Raw genomic sequence first — 18,698 nt, forward strand, 5'->3', positions numbered from 1 at the left:
GTTCGGGTGAAGCAGGTTGTGCAGAACTACAAGAGCGGCGAGCTGGCGGTGCTCGACGTGCCGGTGCCGGGGTGCAAGCCGGGCGGTGTGCTGGTCCGCACCGTCTACTCGCTGATATCCACCGGTACCGAGCTGATGAAGGTGTCCGAGGCCGGCATGTCGATGCTGGGCAAGGCCCGTTCGCGGCCGGATCAGGTGGCCAAGGTCATGCAGAGCGTGGCCGTCAACGGGGTGCCCGCCACCTACCGCAAGGTGATGGGGAAGCTGGACTCGTACACGCCGCTGGGCTACTCGCTGTGCGGGGTGGTCGAGCAGGTCGGCGCCGGGATCGACGACGTGAAGGTCGGCGACCTGGTGGCCTGCGCCGGGAACGAGCACGCGCTGCACGCCGAGCTGAACTGGGTGCCGAGGAACCTGTACACGCCGGTGCCGGACGGCCTCGCGCCGCGGCACGCGGCCTTCGGGACCGTCGGGTCGATCGCGATGCAGGGCGTCCGCCAGGGCGAGCCGGCGCTCGGCGAGGTGGCGCTGGTCATCGGCCTCGGCCTGATCGGGCAGCTGGTGGTGCAGCTGCTGACCGCCTCCGGGGTCCGCGTGGTCGGGGTGGACCCCGATCCGGCGCGCTGCGCACTCGCCGCGGAGCTGGGCGCGGAGGCCTGCGGCGACCCCGAGTCCGCGGCGGTGGAGGCGGCCGTCGCCGCGCTCACCGGCGGTCACGGCGTGGACCAGGCGTACCTGGCGGCCGGCGGCGGCAGCAACGGGCCCGTCGAGCTGGCCGCCCGCCTGTGCCGGGACCGCGGCCGGGTCGTCGACATCGGCAAGTGCCGCCTGGACCTGCCCTGGAACGCCTACTACGAGAAGGAGCTCGACGTCCGCTTCTCGCGCAGCTACGGCCCCGGACGCTACGACCCGGAGTACGAGCTGGAGGGCCGGGACTACCCGATCGGCTACGTCCGCTGGACCGAGCGCCGCAACCTGGCGTGCTTCCTCGACCTGATGGCCCGCGGCCGCGTCGACGTGGAGCCGCTGATCTCGCACGTCTCCGACTTCGACGACGCCGTCAAGACGTACCAGCGGCTGAAGGACGGCGAGCTGAAGGCCGTGGCCGTGCTGTTCCGGTACCCGGAGCACGCGGCCGAGGGGGAGGCGGAGGCCCCGTCGGTGGCGGTGCCCGCGGTGCGCCGCGAGGCCACGGCGGCCACCCCCGGCCGGACGCTCCTGGCCCGGTCCGCGCACGCGCCGGTGCGGCTGGCGTTCGTCGGCGCGGGGAACTACGCGACCTCGATGCTGCTGCCGCACCTGGCCGGGCGCGAGGGCGTCGAGCTGTCGGCGGTGGTCACCACGACGGCCCTGTCCGCGGCCAACGCGCAGCGGAAGTTCGGCTTCGGCGGGGCGACCACCGACCTCGACGCCGTGCTCGGCGACCCGGACGTCGACGCGGTGTTCGTGGTGACCCGGCACAGTTCGCACGCCGAACTGACCCGCAAGGCGCTCCTGGCGGGCAAGGCGGTGTTCGTGGAGAAGCCCCTGGCCCTCACCGAGGAGGAGCTGGCCGGGGTGCTCGCGACGGTGGAGGAGTCCGGCAACGACCGGATCCAGGTGGGCTTCAACCGCCGGTTCTCGCCGCTGCTGCGCGAGGCCGCCGCCCGGTTCGGGGCCCGGACGGGTCCGGCGAGCCTGCGCTACCTGGTGAACGCGGGCCGGCTCGGGCACGGCAGCTGGTACCTCCAGCAGGGCACCGAGGGCTCGCGGTTCGCCGGCGAGGGCGGGCACTTCATCGACACGGCGAGCTGGCTGATCGGCGCCGACCCGGTCTCGGTGTACGCGGTCGCCTCCGGCGGCAACGAGGACCTGCAGGTGGTGCTGCGCTACCCGGACGGGTCCACCGCCACCATCGGCTACGTGACGACCGGCTCCCCCGGCTTCCCCAAGGAGACGCTGGACCTGGTCGCGGACGGCAAGGTGCTCCGGCTGGACGACTTCGTCCGCGCCTCGGTGTACGGGAAGAAGCGGTGGGTCAGCTCGCGGCTGCCCAAGGCCCGGGACAAGGGCCAGTCCGCCGAGCTGGCCGCGTTCGTGAAGGCCGTGCGGACCGGCGGCCCGATGCCGGTGCCGCTGGAGTCCCTGGCCGCGACCACGGCGGCCACCCTCGCCGTGGAGGCCGGTCTGGCCGCAGGTGTGCCGGTCTCGCTGGCGGCCGCCCGATGAGCATGAGCGCGGGCTGGTACCTGCGGCGGCTGTCCCGGATGGGGCCGCGGGAGATCGGCGGCCGGGCGGTCGACACGGTGCGCAGGCGGCAGTGGCGGTCGGCGGCGCCGGCCGCCCCCGCGGTGACCGGTGCCCGGTTCACCTCGGCGCTGCCCGCCGGGGTGCTCGACGACCTGCCGCCGGACGCCGTGAAGCGGCTGGTCGCGGAGGCGGACCGGCTGATGGCCGGGCACGCCGGGTTCTTCGGGGTGGAGCGGGACGACCTGGCCGACCCGGACTGGTGGTACGACCCGAAGACCGGGCGCCGGGCCCCTTCCGGTCACGCCTTCGACGTCCCGTACCGCGACGAGGAGACGGCCGGGGACATCAAGCAGATCTGGGAGCCGTCCCGGCACCAGTACCTCACCGTGCTCGCCGCCGCGTACGCGGTCACCGGCGACGGGCGGTACGCGGAGCGCGTGGCGGGGCACCTGCGGTCGTGGTGGGCGGCGAACCCGCCGCTGCACGGCGTGCACTGGGTCAGCGGCATCGAGCTGGGCATCCGGCTGGTGTCCTGGGTGTGGATCCGCCGGCTGCTCGACGGGTGGTCCGAGGCGGCCGCCCTGTTCGAGGGCAACCCGGTCGCGGTGGGCCAGATCTGGCACCACCAGCGCTGGCTGGCCGCCTTCCCGAGCCGGGGCTCCTCGGCGAACAACCACGTGATCGCGGAGGCCGCCGGGCAGTTCGCCGCGGCCTGCGCGTTCGGCTGGTTCCCCGATTCGGCGCGCTGGCGCTCCGCCGCCCTGCGGTCGCTGGAAGGGCACCTGCGCGGGAACACCTTCCCCTCCGGCCTCAACCGCGAGCTGGCCGGCGAGTACCACGGGCTGGTGCTGGAGCTCGGGCTGGCCGCGGTGGCCGAGGGGGACGCCGCCGGGGTGCCGGTCCCCGCGTCGGTCCGGCTGGTGCTGCTGCGGATGACCGACGCGCTGGCCGCCGTCGTGGACAACCGGCTGCGGCCGCCGCGCCAGGGGGACTCGGACGACGGGCACGGCCTGGTCCTGGACGGCGCGGGCACGGACCGCTGGGGCTCCCTGCTGTCCACCGGGGAGGCGGTGTTCGGCCGGCTCGGCTGGTGGCCCGCGGTGCCCGGCACCGATGTGCGGACCCCGCTGCTGGCCGCGCTGCTGCGGCCCGGTGCCCCGGCGGTGGCCCGCCCGGAGCGCCGGCCGGCCCACTTCGCCGACGCGGGGCTGACCGTGCTGCGCGGCCCGGAGGAGATCTGGTGCCGCTGCGACGGGGGCCCGCACGGGTTCCTGTCCATCGCCGCGCACGCCCACGCGGACGCCCTGTCCCTGGAGGTGCGGCACGACGGGGTCGACGTGCTCGCCGACCCGGGGACGTACTGCTACCACGGGCAGCCCGAGTGGCGGCGGTACTTCCGGTCGACGCTCGGCCACAACACGCTGGAGCTGGACGGCGGCGACCAGTCCGTCTCGGGCGGCCCGTTCCTGTGGACCCGGCACGCCCGCAGCCGCGTCCTGGTCGCGGACGCCTCCGGCGGGGGCGTGTCGCGCTGGTCCGCCGAGCACGACGGCTACCGGCCCTCGGTGCACCGGCGCCGGGTGGAGCTGTCGGCCGCGCTGCGGGAGCTGCGCGTGGTGGACGAGGTCCGCGGCCCGCGCCGGGCGGTGCGCCTGGCGTTCCACCTCGGCCCGAAGGTCACCGCGGAGCTGACGGGCAGCCGGGCGCTGCTCACCTGGACCCGGGACGGCGAGGACCGCTCCGCCGTGCTCGACCTGCCGGAGCAGCTGTCCTGGCGGGCGCACCGCGGGGAGAGCAGCCCTCCGCTGGGCTGGTACTCCGCCGGCTTCGGCCGCAAGGAGCCCGCCACCACGCTGCTCGGCACCGGTTCCGCCGGCGGCGCCGCGCCGTCGGGCGGGTTCACCACCGTACTCAGGTTCCGTGGCTAGGGGGTGTCGTGTGGACCGCGCCGGATGCGTGGGGTTCGGGAGGCGGCGCCGGGCGTGGGCGGTGGCCCCGCTGCTGCTGGTCCTGGTGGCGGCGGCCGGCTGTACGGGCACCTCGGACGCGGCCCTGACGGCGCGGGCCGGCCGGCCGGCCGCGACGGGGGCGCCCGTCGCGCCCCTGGCCCGGGTGTGCGACGCCGCTCCGGCCGGGCCGGGGACGGCCCCGGCGGGGGCGGTGACGGTCGACCCGGCGGTGGTCGGTGACCTGGCCGCGAAGACCAGGAACAGTCCCCCGCACACCACGTTCTGGCTCGCGCCGGGGACGCACACCCTCGAACCGCACCGCTACGCGCAGGTCCTCCCCAAGGAGGGGAACAGCTACCTGGGCGCACCGGGCGCGGTGCTCGACGGCCGGAAGACCAACAACTACGCGTTCGGCGGCACGGGCACCGGTGTCTCCATCCGGCACCTGACCGTCCAGGGGTTCGTCGCCCCGAACAACGAGGGCGTGGTCAACCACGACATGGCCGACGACTGGGTGATCGAGCACACGACGATCCAGCACAACTCCGGCGCCGGGCTGATGGCCGGTGCCCGGCAGCAGGTCCGGGCGAACTGCCTGCGGGAGAACGGCCAGTACGGGATGAACGCGTACAAGACCGGTGACTCCATCCGCGGTCTGGTCGTCGAGGGCAACGAGGTCGTCGGCAACAACACGGACGACTGGGAGCGGCAGCGGCCGGGCTGCGGGTGCACTGGAGGCATCAAGTTCTGGGCCGTCAACGGCGCGGACGTGCGCGGGAACTGGGTGCACGACAACCGCGGCGCCGGTCTGTGGGCGGACAACAACAACAACGACTTCCGCATCGAGAACAACGTCCTCGACGCCAACGACGGTCCCGCCCTGATGTACGAGACCAGCTACAACGCGGTCATCCGGCACAACACGATGCGGCGGAACAACTGGGCCGACGGCCGCAAGTACGCCGGCACCGGCGACGACTTCCCGTACGCGGCCCTGTACGTGTCCGAGTCCGGCGGCGAGCCCCGGATCCCGGCCCGCACGGACAAGCTGGAGATCCACCACAACGTGCTGGAGGACAACTGGAACGGGATCACCCTGTGGGAGAGCGCCGACCGGTTCTGCAACAGCCCGGCCAACACCTCCGCCGGCTACTGCACGCTGCTGGTGAAGGACACCGCGCGCTGTGCGCGGCCGGCGATCGCCACCGCGCCGCTGCTGGACGACTGCCGGTGGAAGACCCAGCGGGTGGACATCCACCACAACCGGTTCGTGCTCCGTCCCTCCGTCGTCGCGTGCACGGGGCGGTGCGGTCTGATGGCGGTGCTCGCCAACTACGGCACGTACCCGGACTGGTCCCCGTACAAGGGCGACCGGGTGGCCGTGGCGATCACCGGCCGGCAGCAGAACCGCTGGCACGACAACGTGTACCTGGGCACCTGGAACTTCGTCGCCCGTGACCCGGGCCGGGTGCTGGACCCCGCGCAGTGGCAGGGCACCCCGTACCAGCAGGACCCCGGCAGCACCTTCCAGCCCCGGGCCGGTGGTTGAGATGGACCGGGACCTGCCTCCGAAGGGCGTCGGGATCGTCTGGGCACTGCTGGCCCTGAACACGCTGGGGTCCGCGGGCGCGAAGACCGTGATCGCGCTGCCCCGCTCCCTGATCCAGCTCGCCACCATGGGCGCCCTGGTCGTCGCGTTCGCGCTGGCGCTCGTGCTCAACTTCCGGCTGCGCGTCCGGCCCAGCGCCTTCGTGTTCCTGCTCACCCTGCTGCTCGTGCCCAGCGTGATCTCCAGCGTGAACCTGGCCGTGGGGTACGGGGCGCTGTTCCGCTGTACCCGGCTCGCGCTCTTCGTCGGCACGCTGTGGCTGGTGAGCCGCTGGTGGGACGGGGGGCTGACGTTCGTCAGGTACCACATCCGCATGTACTTCGCGGTGCTCGTGCTGGTGGCCGCGGGGCTGGCCGTGTCGCCGGGCACGGCGATGCCCGAGTACTACGGCGGACGCCTGGTCGGCGCGCTGTGGCCGCTGACCCCGCCGCAGATCGGGCAGTACGCCGCGGTGATCATCGGGCTCACGGTGCTGCTCCTGCTGAGCCGGCGGACCACCGGTCGCAGCGCGGCGCTGGTCATCGTGCCGTCGCTCGTGCTGCTCGCGATGACGCACACCCGGACGGCCACGCTCGGCATGATCATCGGGCTGGTGCTGGCGATCGGGTCGCTCATCCTCACCAGTGGGGCCGCCCGCCGGTTCTTCGCCTGGGCGGTGGTGTGCGCCACGGTGGCCGCGGTGGCGTTCAGCTCCGCGCTGCGCACCTGGTTCCTGCGCGGCCAGAGCCAGGAGAACTTCTCCAACCTGACCGGCCGGGCCAAGGTGTGGGACGCGCTGCTGGCGGCGCCGCGGACGACGACGCAGGAGCTGTTCGGCGCCGGCCTGGGCGACAAGTCGTTCGGCGGGCTGCCGATCGACAACAGCTGGCTGGCCGTCTACAACGAGCAGGGCCTGGTCGGCGTCGGCATCGTGGCCGGGGTCTTCCTCGTGCTCGGGGCGGTCGCGCTGCTGCGGCCGCCCTCGCTGCCCAGGGCCGGCGCGATCTTCCTGATCAGTTACGTCGCCATCTCCTCGTACACCGAGGCCGGCCTCGGCGACGCCTCGCCGTACCTGCTGCACCTGGCCCTGGCGGCCTCGCTGCTCGCGGTGCCCGCCGGGGCCGCTCCGCTCCCGGAGCCCGCGCTCCCCCGACCGCCCGTACCGCGCCGGGCCCAGAAACCGGAGGTGGTCTGAGCATGCACGTCGTCGTGGTGCACAACCGCTACAACACCACGCAGCCGAGCGGGGAGAACAGGGTCGTCGACGAGGAGGTGGAGCTGCTGCGCGCGGCCGGCCACCGGGTCGGGGTCTTCGAGCGGCGCAGCGACGACATCGCCGGCCGGTCCCTCCTGGCCAAGGCCGCGGTGCCGCTCCTGGTGCCGTGGAACCCGGCGGTGCGTACGGAGCTGGCCGCCCGGCTCCGCGCCGAGCGGCCGGACGTGGTGCACGTGCACAACGTCTTCCCGCTGCTGTCGGCCTCGGTCGTGGCCGCCTGCGCCGACGCCGGCGTGCCCCTGGTCGCCACGCTGCACAACTACACCCAGGTGTGCGCGCCCGGCACGCTGCACCGCAACGGCCTGCCGTGCGACGCGTGCGTCGGGACGGTGGCCTCGCTGCCCGCCGTCCGCCACGGCTGCTACCGGGGCTCCCGGCTCGCGACGGTGCCGCTCGCGGTCGGCCTGGCGGTCAACCGGCGGCGGTGGTGGTCGGGCGTGGAGCGGTTCTTCTGCATCTCCGCGGCGCAGCGGGACGTCCTGGTGCGGTCCGGCATGCCGTCCGGGCGGCTGTCGGTGAAGCACAACTTCGTGCCCGACCCGGGCGTGCGCCGCACCGGCCCCGGGGAACACCTGCTGTACCTCGGCCGGATGGCGGAGGCCAAGGGGATCCGGCTGCTCATGGGCGCGTGGGACGAGATCACGGCCGGCGGCGGGGTGGGCGTGCCGCTCGTGCTCGCCGGGGCGGGCCCGCTGGAGGCGGAGGTGGCCGCGTGGGCGGCGGGCCGGGACGACGTGCGGTACGCCGGTCTGTACTCCCCCGCCCAGTGCCGGGAGGCCGTCGTGCGGTCGGTCGCCGTTGTGGCGCCCTCGATGGCCAGGGAGACGTTCGGCCTGGTGGCCGCGGAGGCGATGGCGGCCGGGGTACCGGCCGTCGCCGCGGGCCACGGCGGCTTCACCGAGGTGGTCGAGGACGGGGTGACCGGGCTGCTGCACCGGCCGGGTGACACCGCCTCGCTGGTGTCCTGCATCCGCCGGATCACGGCGGAGCCGGACCGCAACCGGGAGATGGGGCGGGCGGCCCGGCGCCGCTACGAGCTGGGGTTCAGCCCGGAGGTCGGGCTCGAGCGCCTGATGGAGGGGTACCGCGCCGCGATCGCGGGGCGGTCGGGCGGCGGGGAGGAACCGCCGCCGGCAAGGAACGGAAACGCTGGCCCGCTGCGGGACTCCGCACGCGGGCAGGGATGGGGGCAGGAGAAATGACACAGTGCCGACTCTGCGGCTCGGCGAAGCTCGCGAGCGTCGCCGACCTGGGGGCGACGCCGCCGTGCGAGAGCTTCCTCGCCGCGGACCAACTGGACCTGCCGGAGCCTGCGTACCCGCTGCACCTGCGGGTCTGCACCGACTGCTGGCTCGCGCAGATCCCGCCGCTGATCACGCCGGAGGAGACGTTCGAGGAGTACGCGTACTTCTCCTCGTACTCGACCTCGTGGGTGGAGCACGCGCGCACCTTCGTCGGCGACGCGGTGGCCCGGCTGGGGCTCGGCCCCGACGCGTTCGTGGTCGAGGTCGCGAGCAACGACGGGTACCTGCTGCGGCACGTGGCGGAGCGGGGGATCCGCTGCCTGGGCATCGAACCGTCGGTGAACGTCGGCGCCGCGGCCCGCGAGGCGGGCGTGCCCACGCTCACGGAGTTCCTGGACCCGGCCACCGGCGCGGGCGTCCGCGCCGAGCACGGCCCGGCGGACCTGGTCGTGGCCAACAACGTGTACGCGCACATCCCCGACGTGGTCGGGTTCACCCAGGGCCTGCGCGCCCTGGTCGCCGACGACGGCTGGGTCTCCATCGAGGTGCAGCACCTGCTCACCCTGATCGAGGAGAACCAGTACGACACGATCTACCACGAGCACTTCCAGTACTACACGGTCGCGTCCGCGGCCCGGGCGCTGGCCGGTGGCGGGCTCACGCTGGTGGACGTCGAGCTGCTGCCGACGCACGGCGGCTCCATCCGGCTCTGGGCCCGGCCCGCCGAGACGGCCGCCGAGCCGAGCCGCCGCGTGGCCGACGTACTGGCCCGGGAGAAGGCCGCCGGGCTGCAGGACCTGTCCGGGTACACCGAGTTCTCCGCCCGGATCGCCAAGGTGCGCCGGGACCTGCTGCGGTTCCTGATCGAGGCGGCCGACCGCGGCGAGACGGTCGTCGGCTACGGCGCGCCGGGCAAGGGCAACACCCTGCTGAACCACTGCGGCATCCGGCCCGACCTGCTCCGCTACACCGTCGACCGCAACCCGTACAAGCACGGCCGGTTCACCCCGGGCACCCGCATCCCGATCCTGCCGCCCGAGCAGATCGCCGCCGACAGGCCCGACTACGTGCTCGTCCTGCCGTGGAACCTGCGGACCGAGCTGGCCGAGCAGCTGGCGTACGTGCACGAGTGGGGCGGCCGCCTGGTCTTCCCCATCCCGGAACTGAGCATCGTCGAGGTGAAGTCGTGAAGGTCGTGCTGTTCTGCGGCGGTTACGGGATGCGGATGCGCAACGGAACCGCCGACGACGTGCCCAAGCCGATGGCGATGGTCGGTCCCCGGCCGCTGATCTGGCACGTCATGCGCTACTACGCGCACTTCGGGCACAAGGAGTTCATCCTGTGCCTCGGCTACGGGGCCCACCACATCAAGGACTTCTTCCTCAACTACGAGGAGACGACGTCCAACGACTTCGTCCTGCGCGGCGGGCGCACCGAGTTACTGTCCACCGACATAGCCGACTGGACGATCACCTTCGCGCAGACCGGCATCGAGTCGCCCATCGGGGAGCGGCTGCGCCGGGTGCGGCACCACCTGGACGGCGACGAGATGTTCCTCGCCAACTACGCCGACGTGCTCACCGACGCCCCGCTGCCGGAGATGATCGACCGGTTCTCCCGGCGCGACGCCGGGGCGTCGATGATGGTCGTGCCGCCGCAGCAGTCCTTCCACTGCGTGGACCTGGCCGAGGACGGCCTGGTCGGGGGCATCACGGCGGTGAGCGACATGCCGCTGTGGGAGAACGGCGGCTACTTCGTGCTCCGCCAGGAGGTCTTCGACCACATACCCGAGGGCGGGGACCTGGTCGCCGACGGCTGCGCCGGGCTGGCCAAGCAGGGGCGGCTGGTGGCGCACCGGCACCGCGGCTTCTGGAAGCCGACCGACACGGTGAAGGAACGGGCCGCCCTCGACACCTCCTACGCCCAGGGCGACCGCCCGTGGGCCGTGTGGGAGCGGGACGGCGCCGAGGGGGCCCGGGTGCCCGCGAGCCGGGGCGCCTCCGCCGTGGGGACGGCATGATCCGGCTCGGGACCCGGCGTCTGGACCGGCTCGTCGCGGTGGGGGCGCACTGCGACGACATCGCCATCGGGGCCGGCGGCACGCTGCTGACGACGTGCCTGGCGCGGCCGGGCATCCGGGTCGACGCGCTGGTGCTGTCCGGCGGCGGCACCGAGCGGGAGGCGGAGGAGCGGGCCGCACTCACCGCCTTCTGCCCGGGCGCCGACCTGCGGCTGACCGTGCTCAAACTGCCGGACGGCCGGCTCCCCGCCTACTGGGAGGAGGCCAAGTCGGCGGTCGAGGAACTGCGCGCGCGGACCGAGCCCGACCTGGTCCTCGCCCCGCGCACCGACGACGCGCACCAGGACCACCGGGGGCTGGCGCGGCTGCTGCCCACCGCGTTCCGCGACCACCTCGTCCTCGGCTACGAGATCGTCAAGTGGGACGGCGACCTGGGCCGTCCGTCCGCGTACCAGCCCCTGCTGCCGGAGACCGCCGAACGGAAGGTCCGGCTGCTCCAGGAGCACTACCCCTCGCAGCGGCACCGGCCCTGGTACGACCGCGAGGCCTTCCTCGGCCTGGCCCGGATCCGGGGCATCGAATGCCACGCCCGCTACGCCGAGGCGTTCGACGTCACCAAACTCACTCTCGACCTGGGGGAATGAACCTTGCGCGTACTGCTGACCGGACACCAGGGCTACCTGGGCACCGTGATGGCCCCGGTCCTCGCGGCCGCCGGGCACGAGGTGGTCGGACTCGACTCCGGCCTGTTCGCCGACTGCCTGCTCGGCCCCCGGCCGGCGGACCCGGCCGGGCACCGCGTGGACCTGCGGGACGTCACGGCCGAGCACGTGGCCGGGGTGGACGCCGTGATCCACCTGGCCGCGCTCTCCAACGACCCGCTGGGGTCGCTGGCGCCCGAGCTCACCTACGACATCAACCACCACGCCTCCGTACGGCTGGCCCGGCTGGCCCGCGAGGCCGGCGTGCGGCGCTTCCTGTACGCCTCCACCTGCTCGGTCTACGGCGCCGCCGGCGGGGACGCCCTGGTCGGCGAGGACGCCCCGCTGCGCCCGGTGACGCCGTACGCCGAGTCCAAGGTGCGGGTCGAGGACGACCTGCACGAACTGGCCGACGGCGACTTCAGCCCGGTGTACATGCGCAACGCCACCGCGTTCGGCTTCTCGCCCCGGCTGCGCGCCGACATCGTGCTGAACAACCTGGTGGGCCACGCCCTGCTCTCCGGCGAGGTGCTGGTGCTCTCCGACGGCACCCCGTGGCGTCCGCTGGTGCACGCCGCCGACATCGCCGAGGCCTTCACGGCCGCGCTCACCGCGCCGCGCGAGGCGGTGCACGACCGGGCGTTCAACATCGGCAGCGAGGCCAACAACGTCACGGTCGCCGAGATCGCGGAGCAGGTCGCGGAGGCGGTGGACGGCGCGAAGGTGGTGATCACCGGGGAGAACGGGGCCGATCCGCGCTCGTACCGGGTGGACTTCTCCCGGTTCCGCGACGCGCTGCCCGGCTTCGACTGTGCCTGGTCGGTGGAGCGGGGCGCGCGCGAACTCGCCGACGCCTACCGGCAGCACGGGCTGACCCGGGAGGCGTTCGAGCAGCGCTTCACCCGCCTCGCCGTGCTGCGCGCGGCCTCCGGCGCCGGCGCCGTGGACGGCACCCTGCGGTGGAGCCGGTGACCGAGGCCGGCGAGGAGATGCACGCGCTGGTGCGGCGGCTGTACCCGCTGTGCCGGAGCATCACCGGCGACGGGGTGCGCGCCACCCTGGAGGCCGTCGGCGAGTACCTCCCGCTGGAGGTGCACGAGGTTCCGACCGGGACGCAGGTGCTCGACTGGACGGTGCCGCAGGAGTGGAACATCCGGGACGCGTACGTCGCCGACGCCGCGGGCAACCGGGTGGTCGACTTCGCCGCGTCCAGCCTGCACGTGCTCGGCTACAGCGTGCCGGTGTCGGCGACCATGCCGCTGTCCGAGCTGCGGGCGCACCTGCACACGCTGCCGGACCGGCCGTCCTGGGTGCCGTACCGCACCAGCTACTACACGCCGGAGTGGGGGTTCTGCCTGGCCCAGGAGACGCTGGACGCGCTGCCCGAGGGCGCCTACGAGGTGCACATCGACTCCACGCTGGAGGACGGGCACCTCACGTACGCCGAGCACGTGGTGCCCGGGCAGGTCCCCGACGAGGTGATCGTGTCCTGCCACGTCTGCCACCCGTCGCTGGCCAACGACAACCTGGCGGGGATCGCGGTGGCGGTGCAGCTGGCGCGGGCGCTGGCGGCGGAGAACCCGTACCACACCTACCGGTTCCTGTTCGCGCCCGGCACCATCGGGGCGATCACCTGGCTGGCGCGGAACGCGGAGCGGATCGACCGGGTCCGGCACGGGCTGGTGCTGGCCTGCGCCGGCGACCGGGGGCAGCTGACGTACAAGCAGAGCAGGCGCGGCGACGCGGAGATCGACCGGGTGCTGCGGCACGTGCTGGCCGCGTCCGGACGCCCGCACGAGATCCGGGAGTTCACCCCGTACGGGTACGACGAGCGGCAGTTCTGCTCGCCCGGGTTCGACCTCGGGGTGGGCTCCCTCAGCCGCACCCCGTACGCCGGCTACCCCGAGTACCACACCTCGGCCGACAACCCGGACTTCGTCACCCCGGAGGCGATGGCGGACACCCTCGCGCTCTGCCGCGAGGCGTTCGCCGTGCTGGACCGCAACCGGCGCTACGTCAACCTCAGCCCGTACGGCGAACCCCAGCTGGGCAAGCGGGGGCTGTACGACTCGCTCGGCGGGCGCAGCGACGCCAAGCAGGCCCAGATGGCGATGCTCTGGGTGCTCAGCCTGTCCGACGGCGAACACAGCCTGCTGGACGTCGCCGAGCGGTCCGGGCTGCCCTTCGACACCGTGGCAGCGGCGGCCGCCGCGCTGCACGGCGCCGGACTGCTCAAGGAATGACGCCGATGACCACCGAGGGGAAGAAGACGGGCACCCGGACGCGGGCCGGGTCCGCGGGACGGGCGCTGGCCGGCCGGCTGTCCTGGGGCCTGGCCGACCAGGCGGCCTCCAGCATGAGCAACTTCGTGGTGGGCCTGTACGTGGCCCGCTCGCTGGGGCTGTCCGCGTTCGGCGTGTTCAGCCTCGCCTGGGTGACGTACGGCGTGGTGCTCAACGTGTCCCGGGGGCTGGCCACCGATCCGCTCGTGGTGCGCTTCAGCGGCGTGCCCGAGGCGTCCTGGCGCGGGGCGGTGGCCCGGTCCACGGGCACCGCCCTCGGCGTGGGCACGGTCATCGGGGCGGGCTGCCTGGTGGCCGGGCTCGGTCTCGGCGGCGAGGTGGGCACGGCGTTCGTCTGCCTCGCCGTCACGCTGCCCGGGCTGCTGCTCCAGGACGCCTGGCGGTTCTCGTTCTTCGCCGCCGGTGCCGGGCGGAAGGCGTTCGTCAACGACGTGGTGTGGGGCGTCGCGCTCGTCCCGGCCATGATCCTGGCGGCCGGCGTCGGCAGCGTGGCCGCCTTCGTGCTGGCCTGGGGCGCCTCCGCCGCGGTGGCGGCGGGTTACGGCTGCGTCCAGTCCGGGATCCGGCCCCGGCCTTCCGGGGCGCGCGCCTGGCTGCGCGAGCAGCGCGACCTCGGCTACCGCTACCTCGTCGAGAACGTCAGCCTCGGCGGGGCGAGCCAGCTGCGGGCGTACGGGCTCGGCGCGATCGCCAGCGTCGGCGCGGTGGGCGCGGTCCGGGGCGCCGAGCTCCTGCTCGGCCCGTTCCTCGCCGTGCTGATGGGCCTCTCGCTGGTCACCGTCCCCGAGGCGGCGCGGGTGCTGCGGCAGGCCTCGCACCGCCTCGGTGCGTTCTGCCTCCTGCTGGGCGGCGGGCAGGCCGTCGGCGCACTGCTCTGGGGCGGGGCGCTGCTGCTCGTACCGGACCGGGCCGGCGCGTTCGTGCTCGGCGGCGTCTGGCACTCCGCCTCCCAGCTCGTCGTGCCGGTCACCCTCGGCGTCGCGGGTGCCGGACTCGGTACCGGCGCGGCGGCCGGGCTGCGCGCGCTCGGCGCGGCCCGGCGCAGCCTGCGCTGCCAGCTCTTCGCCTCCGCCTGCTACGTCGCCGGCGGCCTCGGCGGGGCGGCGGCGGCCGGCACGGCCGGCTCGGCCTGGGGCGTCGCCGCCGCGACCCTCGGCGCCTCGGCCGTGTGGTGGCTGCAGCTGCGGGCCGCCCTGCGCGAGCACCATCACCACCCCGTTCCCGAAGTGAGGACCACATGACCGCGCAACCCAGGCTGAGCATCGGCCTGCCCGTGTACAACGGCGAGGAGTACCTCGCCGAGTCGCTCGACGCCCTGCTCGGCCAGACCTACGAGGACTTCGAGCTGGTCATCTCCGACAACGCCTCGACCGACGGGACGCAGGACATCTGCCGCCGGTACGCCGGGAAGGACTCCCGCGTCCGCTACCTGCGGCTGCCGCGGAACATCGGCGCCGCGCCGAACCACAACCACGTCTTCACCCAGTGCCGCGGCGAGCTGTTCAAGTGGGCCTCGCACGACGACCTGTACGCGCGCACCCTGCTGGAGCGCTGCGTGGAGGCGCTGGACGAGCGGCCCGAGGTGATCCTCGCCCACGCCGACCAGGCGGTCATCGACGAGCGCGGCCAAGTGAAGGTGCCGTACCCGTACACGCTGGCCACCGCCTCCCCGTCCGCGCCGGAGCGCTTCCGCAGCATGCTGTTCGAGCCCGGGGGCGACGACTTCTACGGGGTGATGCGGGCCGACGTGCTGCGCCGGGTGAAGCCGCACGACAGCTACCACCACGCGGACCGCACCTTCGTCACCGAGATCGGCCTGCACGGGCCCTTCCACCAGGTGCCGGAGCTGCTGTACTTCCGCCGCGACCATCCCACGCGCGCCGAGCGGGCCAACCCGTCGAAGCGCTCGCGCTGCGTCAACCTGGACCCGCGCCGGGCGGGCCCGCTGCACCCGACGCCGCGGCTGCTGGCCGAGTACGTCTGGGGCTTCGTGGCGGCGATCCGGCGGGCGCCGCTGTCCGCCGCCGACCGGCGCGCCTGCTACCGCCACCTGGCCGCGTGGATGGCCAGCCGGGCCCGGCCGGGGGCCGGTGAGCGGGTCGAGGACCGCGCCCCGGTGGACCCGGCCCTGCTCACCGTGTCCGTCGACGACCTGGTCGCCGGGCGCGAAGGGAGGCGGGGGTGACGTCCACCGGCCCGACGTCCGGGGGCCCGACGTCCGCGGCCGTGCCGTCCGCCGGCGGAACTCCGGTGCGGGTGGGGGTGTTCGGGCTGCTCGGGTCCGGCAACCTCGGCAACGACGGCTCGCTGGAGGCCGTACTCGGGTACCTGCGCGCCGAGCACCCGGACGCGGTCGTGGACGCGCTGTGCGGCGGGCCCGAGGCGGTCGCGGCCCGGTTCGGGATCCCGGCGACGCGGCTGCACTGGAACCGCGGGGAGTACCGGACCGCGTCGCGGGCGGGCGCCGTCGTGGCGAAGGGCCTCGGCAAGGTCGTCGACGCGTACCGCACCGCGGCCTGGGTGCGGCGGCACGACGTGGTGATCGTGCCGGGCATGGGCGTCCTGGAGGCGACGCTGCCGCTGCGGCCGTGGGGCTTCCCGTACGCGCTGTTCCTGCTCTGCGCGAGCGGCCGGCTGCTGGGCACCCGGGTCGCGCTGGTCAGCGTCGGCGCCGCGGAGATCGGCAGCAGGCCCACGCGGGCCCTGGTGCGCTGGTCGGCCCGGCTGGCCGCGTACCGCTCGTACCGGGACGAGCCGTCCCGCGACGCGATGCGGGCGATGGGCGTGGACACGACGGGCGACGAGGTCTACCCCGACCTCGCGTTCGCCCTGCCGGCGCCCCGGTCCGAGGCGCCCTCCGGCGTCCCCGGCACGGTCTGCGTGGGCGTGATGGACTTCCACGGCGGCAACGACGACCGCGCGCGGGCCGGGGAGATCCACCGGCGCTACCTCGACGGAACGGTCGGTTTCGTCCGCGCGCTGGTCGAGGAGGGCCGGCCGGTCCGGCTGCTCACGGGGGACGAGTGCGACGCGTCGGTGGTCGCGGCGATCCTGGACGCGGTGGACTCCCCGCTGGTCACGGCCGCCGGGACGGCCTCGCTGGCCGACCTGATGAAGGAGACGGCCGCCGCGGACAGCGTGGTGGCGGCCCGGTACCACAACCTGGTCTGCGCGCTGAAGACCGGCACCCCGGTGCTCGCGGTGAGCTACGCGGCCAAGAGCGACACGCTGATGGAGCGGATGGGCCTGGGCGCGTACTGCCACCCGGCACGCGAGGTCGACGCCGGGCGGCTGCTCGGGCAGTTCCGGGAGCTGGAGGAGCGGTCGGCCGGGCTGCGCCGGGTCCTGGCCGGGCGGAACGAGGACGTGGCACGGCAACTCCGGCTCCAGTTCGACGCCTTGACGAAGGTGCTGTTCCCCGCGACCGACCGGGCCCACGCCCTGGAGGAGAAGTGATGAAGGTGACCGAAGTGCCGGAGGTGGCCGGCGCGTTCCTGTTCGAGCCGACGCCGTACGCCGACGAACGCGGCTTCTTCTGCCGCACGTTCGACGCCGAGGTGGTCCGCTCGGTGGGACTCGACCCGGGCGCCTTCGTCCAGGACAGCGTGTCCCGCTCGGTCCGCGGCGTGCTGCGCGGGCTGCACCTGCGCTCCGGCGCCGGCGAGGCGAAGCTGGTGCGGTGCTCGTACGGGAGGATCTTCGACGTCGTCGTGGACCTGCGGCCGGACTCGCCGACCTACCTCGGCCGGGCCTCCTTCGAGCTGTCCGGCGAGACGCAGGCGACCGTGTACGTCCCGGCCGGGTGCGCGCACGGCTTCCAGGCGCTGACCGAGACCGCCGACACCTCGTACCGGATCGACCGTCCGCACGACCCGGCCGAGGACGTGACCATCGCCTTCGACGACCCGGAGCTGGCCATTCCGTGGCCGCTGCCGGCCGCCTCGATGTCCCAGCGGGACCGGGAGGCGCCGAGCCTCGCCGAGGTCCTGAAGCAGAGGGAGGGCTGACGTCACCGTGGACACCGAACTCACCATGGACTCAGCGGAGTTCACCCTGCCCCGGTCGGTGCGGGCGAACGAGCGGCTGCACGCCCTGGTGCCCGGGGGCGCGCACACCTACGCCAAGGGCGACGACCAGTACCCCGAGCACCTGGCCCCGGTCATCAGCCACGGCCGGGGCGCCCACGTGTGGGACGTCGACGGCAACCGGTACGTCGAGTACGGCTCCGGCCTGCGGTCGGTGAGCCTGGGCCACGCCCACCCGCGGGTCCTGGAGGCGGTGCGGCGCGAACTCGGCCGCGGCGCGAACTTCGTCCGGCCGTCGGTCCTGGAGGTCGAGGCCGCGGAGCGGTTCCTGGCCACCGTGCCGACCGCGGAGATGGTGAAGTTCGCGAAGAACGGCTCCGACGTCACCACCGCGGCGGTGCGCCTCGCCCGGGCCGTGACCGGGCGCCCGCGGGTGGCCGTCTGCGGCGACCACCCGTTCTTCTCCGTGGACGACTGGTTCATCGGCACCACGCCGATGTCCGCCGGCATCCCGGCGGCGACCACCGAACTGACCGTGGCCTTCCCGTACGGGGACCTGGCCGCCACGGAGGAACTGCTCACCCGGTACCGGGACGAGGTGGCCTGCCTGATCCTCGAACCCGCGGGCCACACCGAGCCCCCGCCCGGCTACCTGGCCGGCCTGCGCGAGCTGGCCGACCGGCACGGCTGCGTCCTGGTCTTCGACGAGATGATCACCGGCTTCCGCTGGTCCGAGGCGGGCGCCCAGGGCCTGTACGGCGTGGTCCCCGACCTGTCCACGTTCGGCAAGGCGCTGGGCAACGGCTTCGCCGTCTCCGCGCTGGCGGGGCGCCGCGAGCTGATGGAGCGGGGCGGGCTGCGGCACTCCGGCGACCGGGTGTTCCTGCTGTCCACCACGCACGGCGCGGAAACGCACTCGCTGGCCGCGGCGATGGCGGTGCAGACCGTCTACACGGAGGAGGGCGTCACCGCACGGCTGCACGCCCTGGGCGAGCGGCTGGCCGCCGGGGTGCGGGAGGCCGCCGCCGGCATGGGTGTCGGCGACCACGTCCTCGTACGGGGCCGGGCCAGCAACCTGATCTTCGCCACCCTCGACCAGGACCGGCAGCCGTCCCAGGCGTTCCGCACCCTGTTCCTGCGCCGGCTCCTCGCGGGCGGGGTGCTGGCCCCGTCGTTCGTGGTGAGCAGCGCGCTCGACGAGGCCGACATCGAGCACACCGTCGACGTGGTGGCCCAGGCGTGCGCGGTGTACCGGAAGGCGCTGGACGCCGGGGATCCCACGCCCTGGCTGGCCGGGCGGCCGGTCAAACCGGTCTTCCGCCGCCTGGCCTGACGGGGCGCCGGCGCCGCTCGCCGCCGGGGC

The 18,698-nt window shown here is 74.1% G+C and carries 15 protein-coding genes; all 15 read left to right on the forward strand.

The features are described 5' to 3' along the window. The first annotated feature begins 6 nt into the window (after positions 1-6). From ACIQUQ_RS34505 to ACIQUQ_RS34575, 15 genes are read left to right on the forward strand one after another with little or no spacing between them, the layout of a single operon-like run. Entirely contained in the window at positions 7-2,208 is a 2,202-nt protein-coding gene (locus ACIQUQ_RS34505; protein ID WP_403984016.1) for a bi-domain-containing oxidoreductase, read from the forward strand. Beyond that, the gene (locus ACIQUQ_RS34510; protein WP_403984018.1) at positions 2,205-4,157 is read left to right on the forward strand and encodes an alginate lyase family protein; all 1,953 of its coding nucleotides are present in this window, start codon (positions 2,205-2,207) and stop codon (positions 4,155-4,157) included. Before ACIQUQ_RS34505 ends, ACIQUQ_RS34510 begins: the two co-directional genes overlap by 4 nt. A 28-nt stretch (positions 4,158-4,185) precedes the next feature. Further along, entirely contained in the window at positions 4,186-5,727 is a 1,542-nt protein-coding gene (locus tag ACIQUQ_RS34515; protein ID WP_403984064.1) for a right-handed parallel beta-helix repeat-containing protein, read from the forward strand. Between the two features lies 1 nt (position 5,728). Continuing rightward, positions 5,729-6,961 carry an O-antigen ligase domain-containing protein gene (locus ACIQUQ_RS34520; RefSeq protein ID WP_403984066.1) on the forward strand — a complete coding sequence of 411 codons (1,233 nt, stop codon included), beginning with the start codon at positions 5,729-5,731 and terminating at the stop codon, positions 6,959-6,961. A gap of 2 nt (positions 6,962-6,963) precedes the next feature. Continuing rightward, positions 6,964-8,244, forward strand: coding sequence for a glycosyltransferase (locus tag ACIQUQ_RS34525; protein ID WP_403984020.1), 1,281 nt, complete (start codon positions 6,964-6,966; stop codon positions 8,242-8,244). Then, positions 8,241-9,476 (forward strand): class I SAM-dependent methyltransferase, encoded by a 1,236-nt coding sequence (locus ACIQUQ_RS34530; RefSeq protein WP_403984022.1) that lies wholly within the window; start codon positions 8,241-8,243, stop codon positions 9,474-9,476. Before ACIQUQ_RS34525 ends, ACIQUQ_RS34530 begins: the two co-directional genes overlap by 4 nt. Next, positions 9,473-10,306: a glucose-1-phosphate cytidylyltransferase gene (locus ACIQUQ_RS34535; RefSeq protein ID WP_403984024.1), complete on the forward strand. Its 834-nt coding sequence runs from the start codon at positions 9,473-9,475 to the stop codon at positions 10,304-10,306. Before ACIQUQ_RS34530 ends, ACIQUQ_RS34535 begins: the two co-directional genes overlap by 4 nt. Then, positions 10,303-10,950: a PIG-L deacetylase family protein gene (locus ACIQUQ_RS34540; protein WP_399956304.1), complete on the forward strand. Its 648-nt coding sequence runs from the start codon at positions 10,303-10,305 to the stop codon at positions 10,948-10,950. The genes ACIQUQ_RS34535 and ACIQUQ_RS34540 overlap by 4 nt, the downstream gene beginning before the upstream one ends. Before the next feature lie 3 nt (positions 10,951-10,953). Next, entirely contained in the window at positions 10,954-11,979 is a 1,026-nt protein-coding gene (locus ACIQUQ_RS34545; protein WP_403984026.1) for an NAD-dependent epimerase/dehydratase family protein, read from the forward strand. After that, positions 11,967-13,250 carry a DUF4910 domain-containing protein gene (locus ACIQUQ_RS34550; RefSeq protein WP_403984028.1) on the forward strand — a complete coding sequence of 428 codons (1,284 nt, stop codon included), beginning with the start codon at positions 11,967-11,969 and terminating at the stop codon, positions 13,248-13,250. Before ACIQUQ_RS34545 ends, ACIQUQ_RS34550 begins: the two co-directional genes overlap by 13 nt. Continuing rightward, positions 13,247-14,551, forward strand: a complete 1,305-nt coding sequence (locus ACIQUQ_RS34555) for a hypothetical protein (protein ID WP_403984030.1) — start codon at positions 13,247-13,249, stop codon at positions 14,549-14,551. Before ACIQUQ_RS34550 ends, ACIQUQ_RS34555 begins: the two co-directional genes overlap by 4 nt. Then, positions 14,548-15,495 (forward strand): glycosyltransferase family 2 protein, encoded by a 948-nt coding sequence (locus ACIQUQ_RS34560; protein ID WP_403984032.1) that lies wholly within the window; start codon positions 14,548-14,550, stop codon positions 15,493-15,495. Before ACIQUQ_RS34555 ends, ACIQUQ_RS34560 begins: the two co-directional genes overlap by 4 nt. Before the next feature lie 41 nt (positions 15,496-15,536). Then, complete coding sequence (locus ACIQUQ_RS34565) at positions 15,537-16,766, forward strand: polysaccharide pyruvyl transferase family protein (RefSeq protein ID WP_403984068.1); 1,230 nt, start codon at positions 15,537-15,539, stop codon at positions 16,764-16,766. After that, positions 16,766-17,317 carry a dTDP-4-dehydrorhamnose 3,5-epimerase gene (gene rfbC, locus ACIQUQ_RS34570; RefSeq protein ID WP_403984034.1) on the forward strand — a complete coding sequence of 184 codons (552 nt, stop codon included), beginning with the start codon at positions 16,766-16,768 and terminating at the stop codon, positions 17,315-17,317. The genes ACIQUQ_RS34565 and rfbC overlap by 1 nt, the downstream gene beginning before the upstream one ends. Positions 17,318-17,342: 25 nt before the next feature. Continuing rightward, a complete protein-coding gene (locus ACIQUQ_RS34575) occupies positions 17,343-18,668 on the forward strand; it encodes a glutamate-1-semialdehyde 2,1-aminomutase (protein WP_403984070.1) in 1,326 nt (441 codons plus the stop codon). Positions 18,669-18,698: the final 30 nt, after the last annotated feature.

Source organism: Streptomyces sp. NPDC101118, assembly GCF_044759445.1.
Taxonomy (GTDB): Bacteria; Actinomycetota; Actinomycetes; order Streptomycetales; family Streptomycetaceae; genus Streptomyces.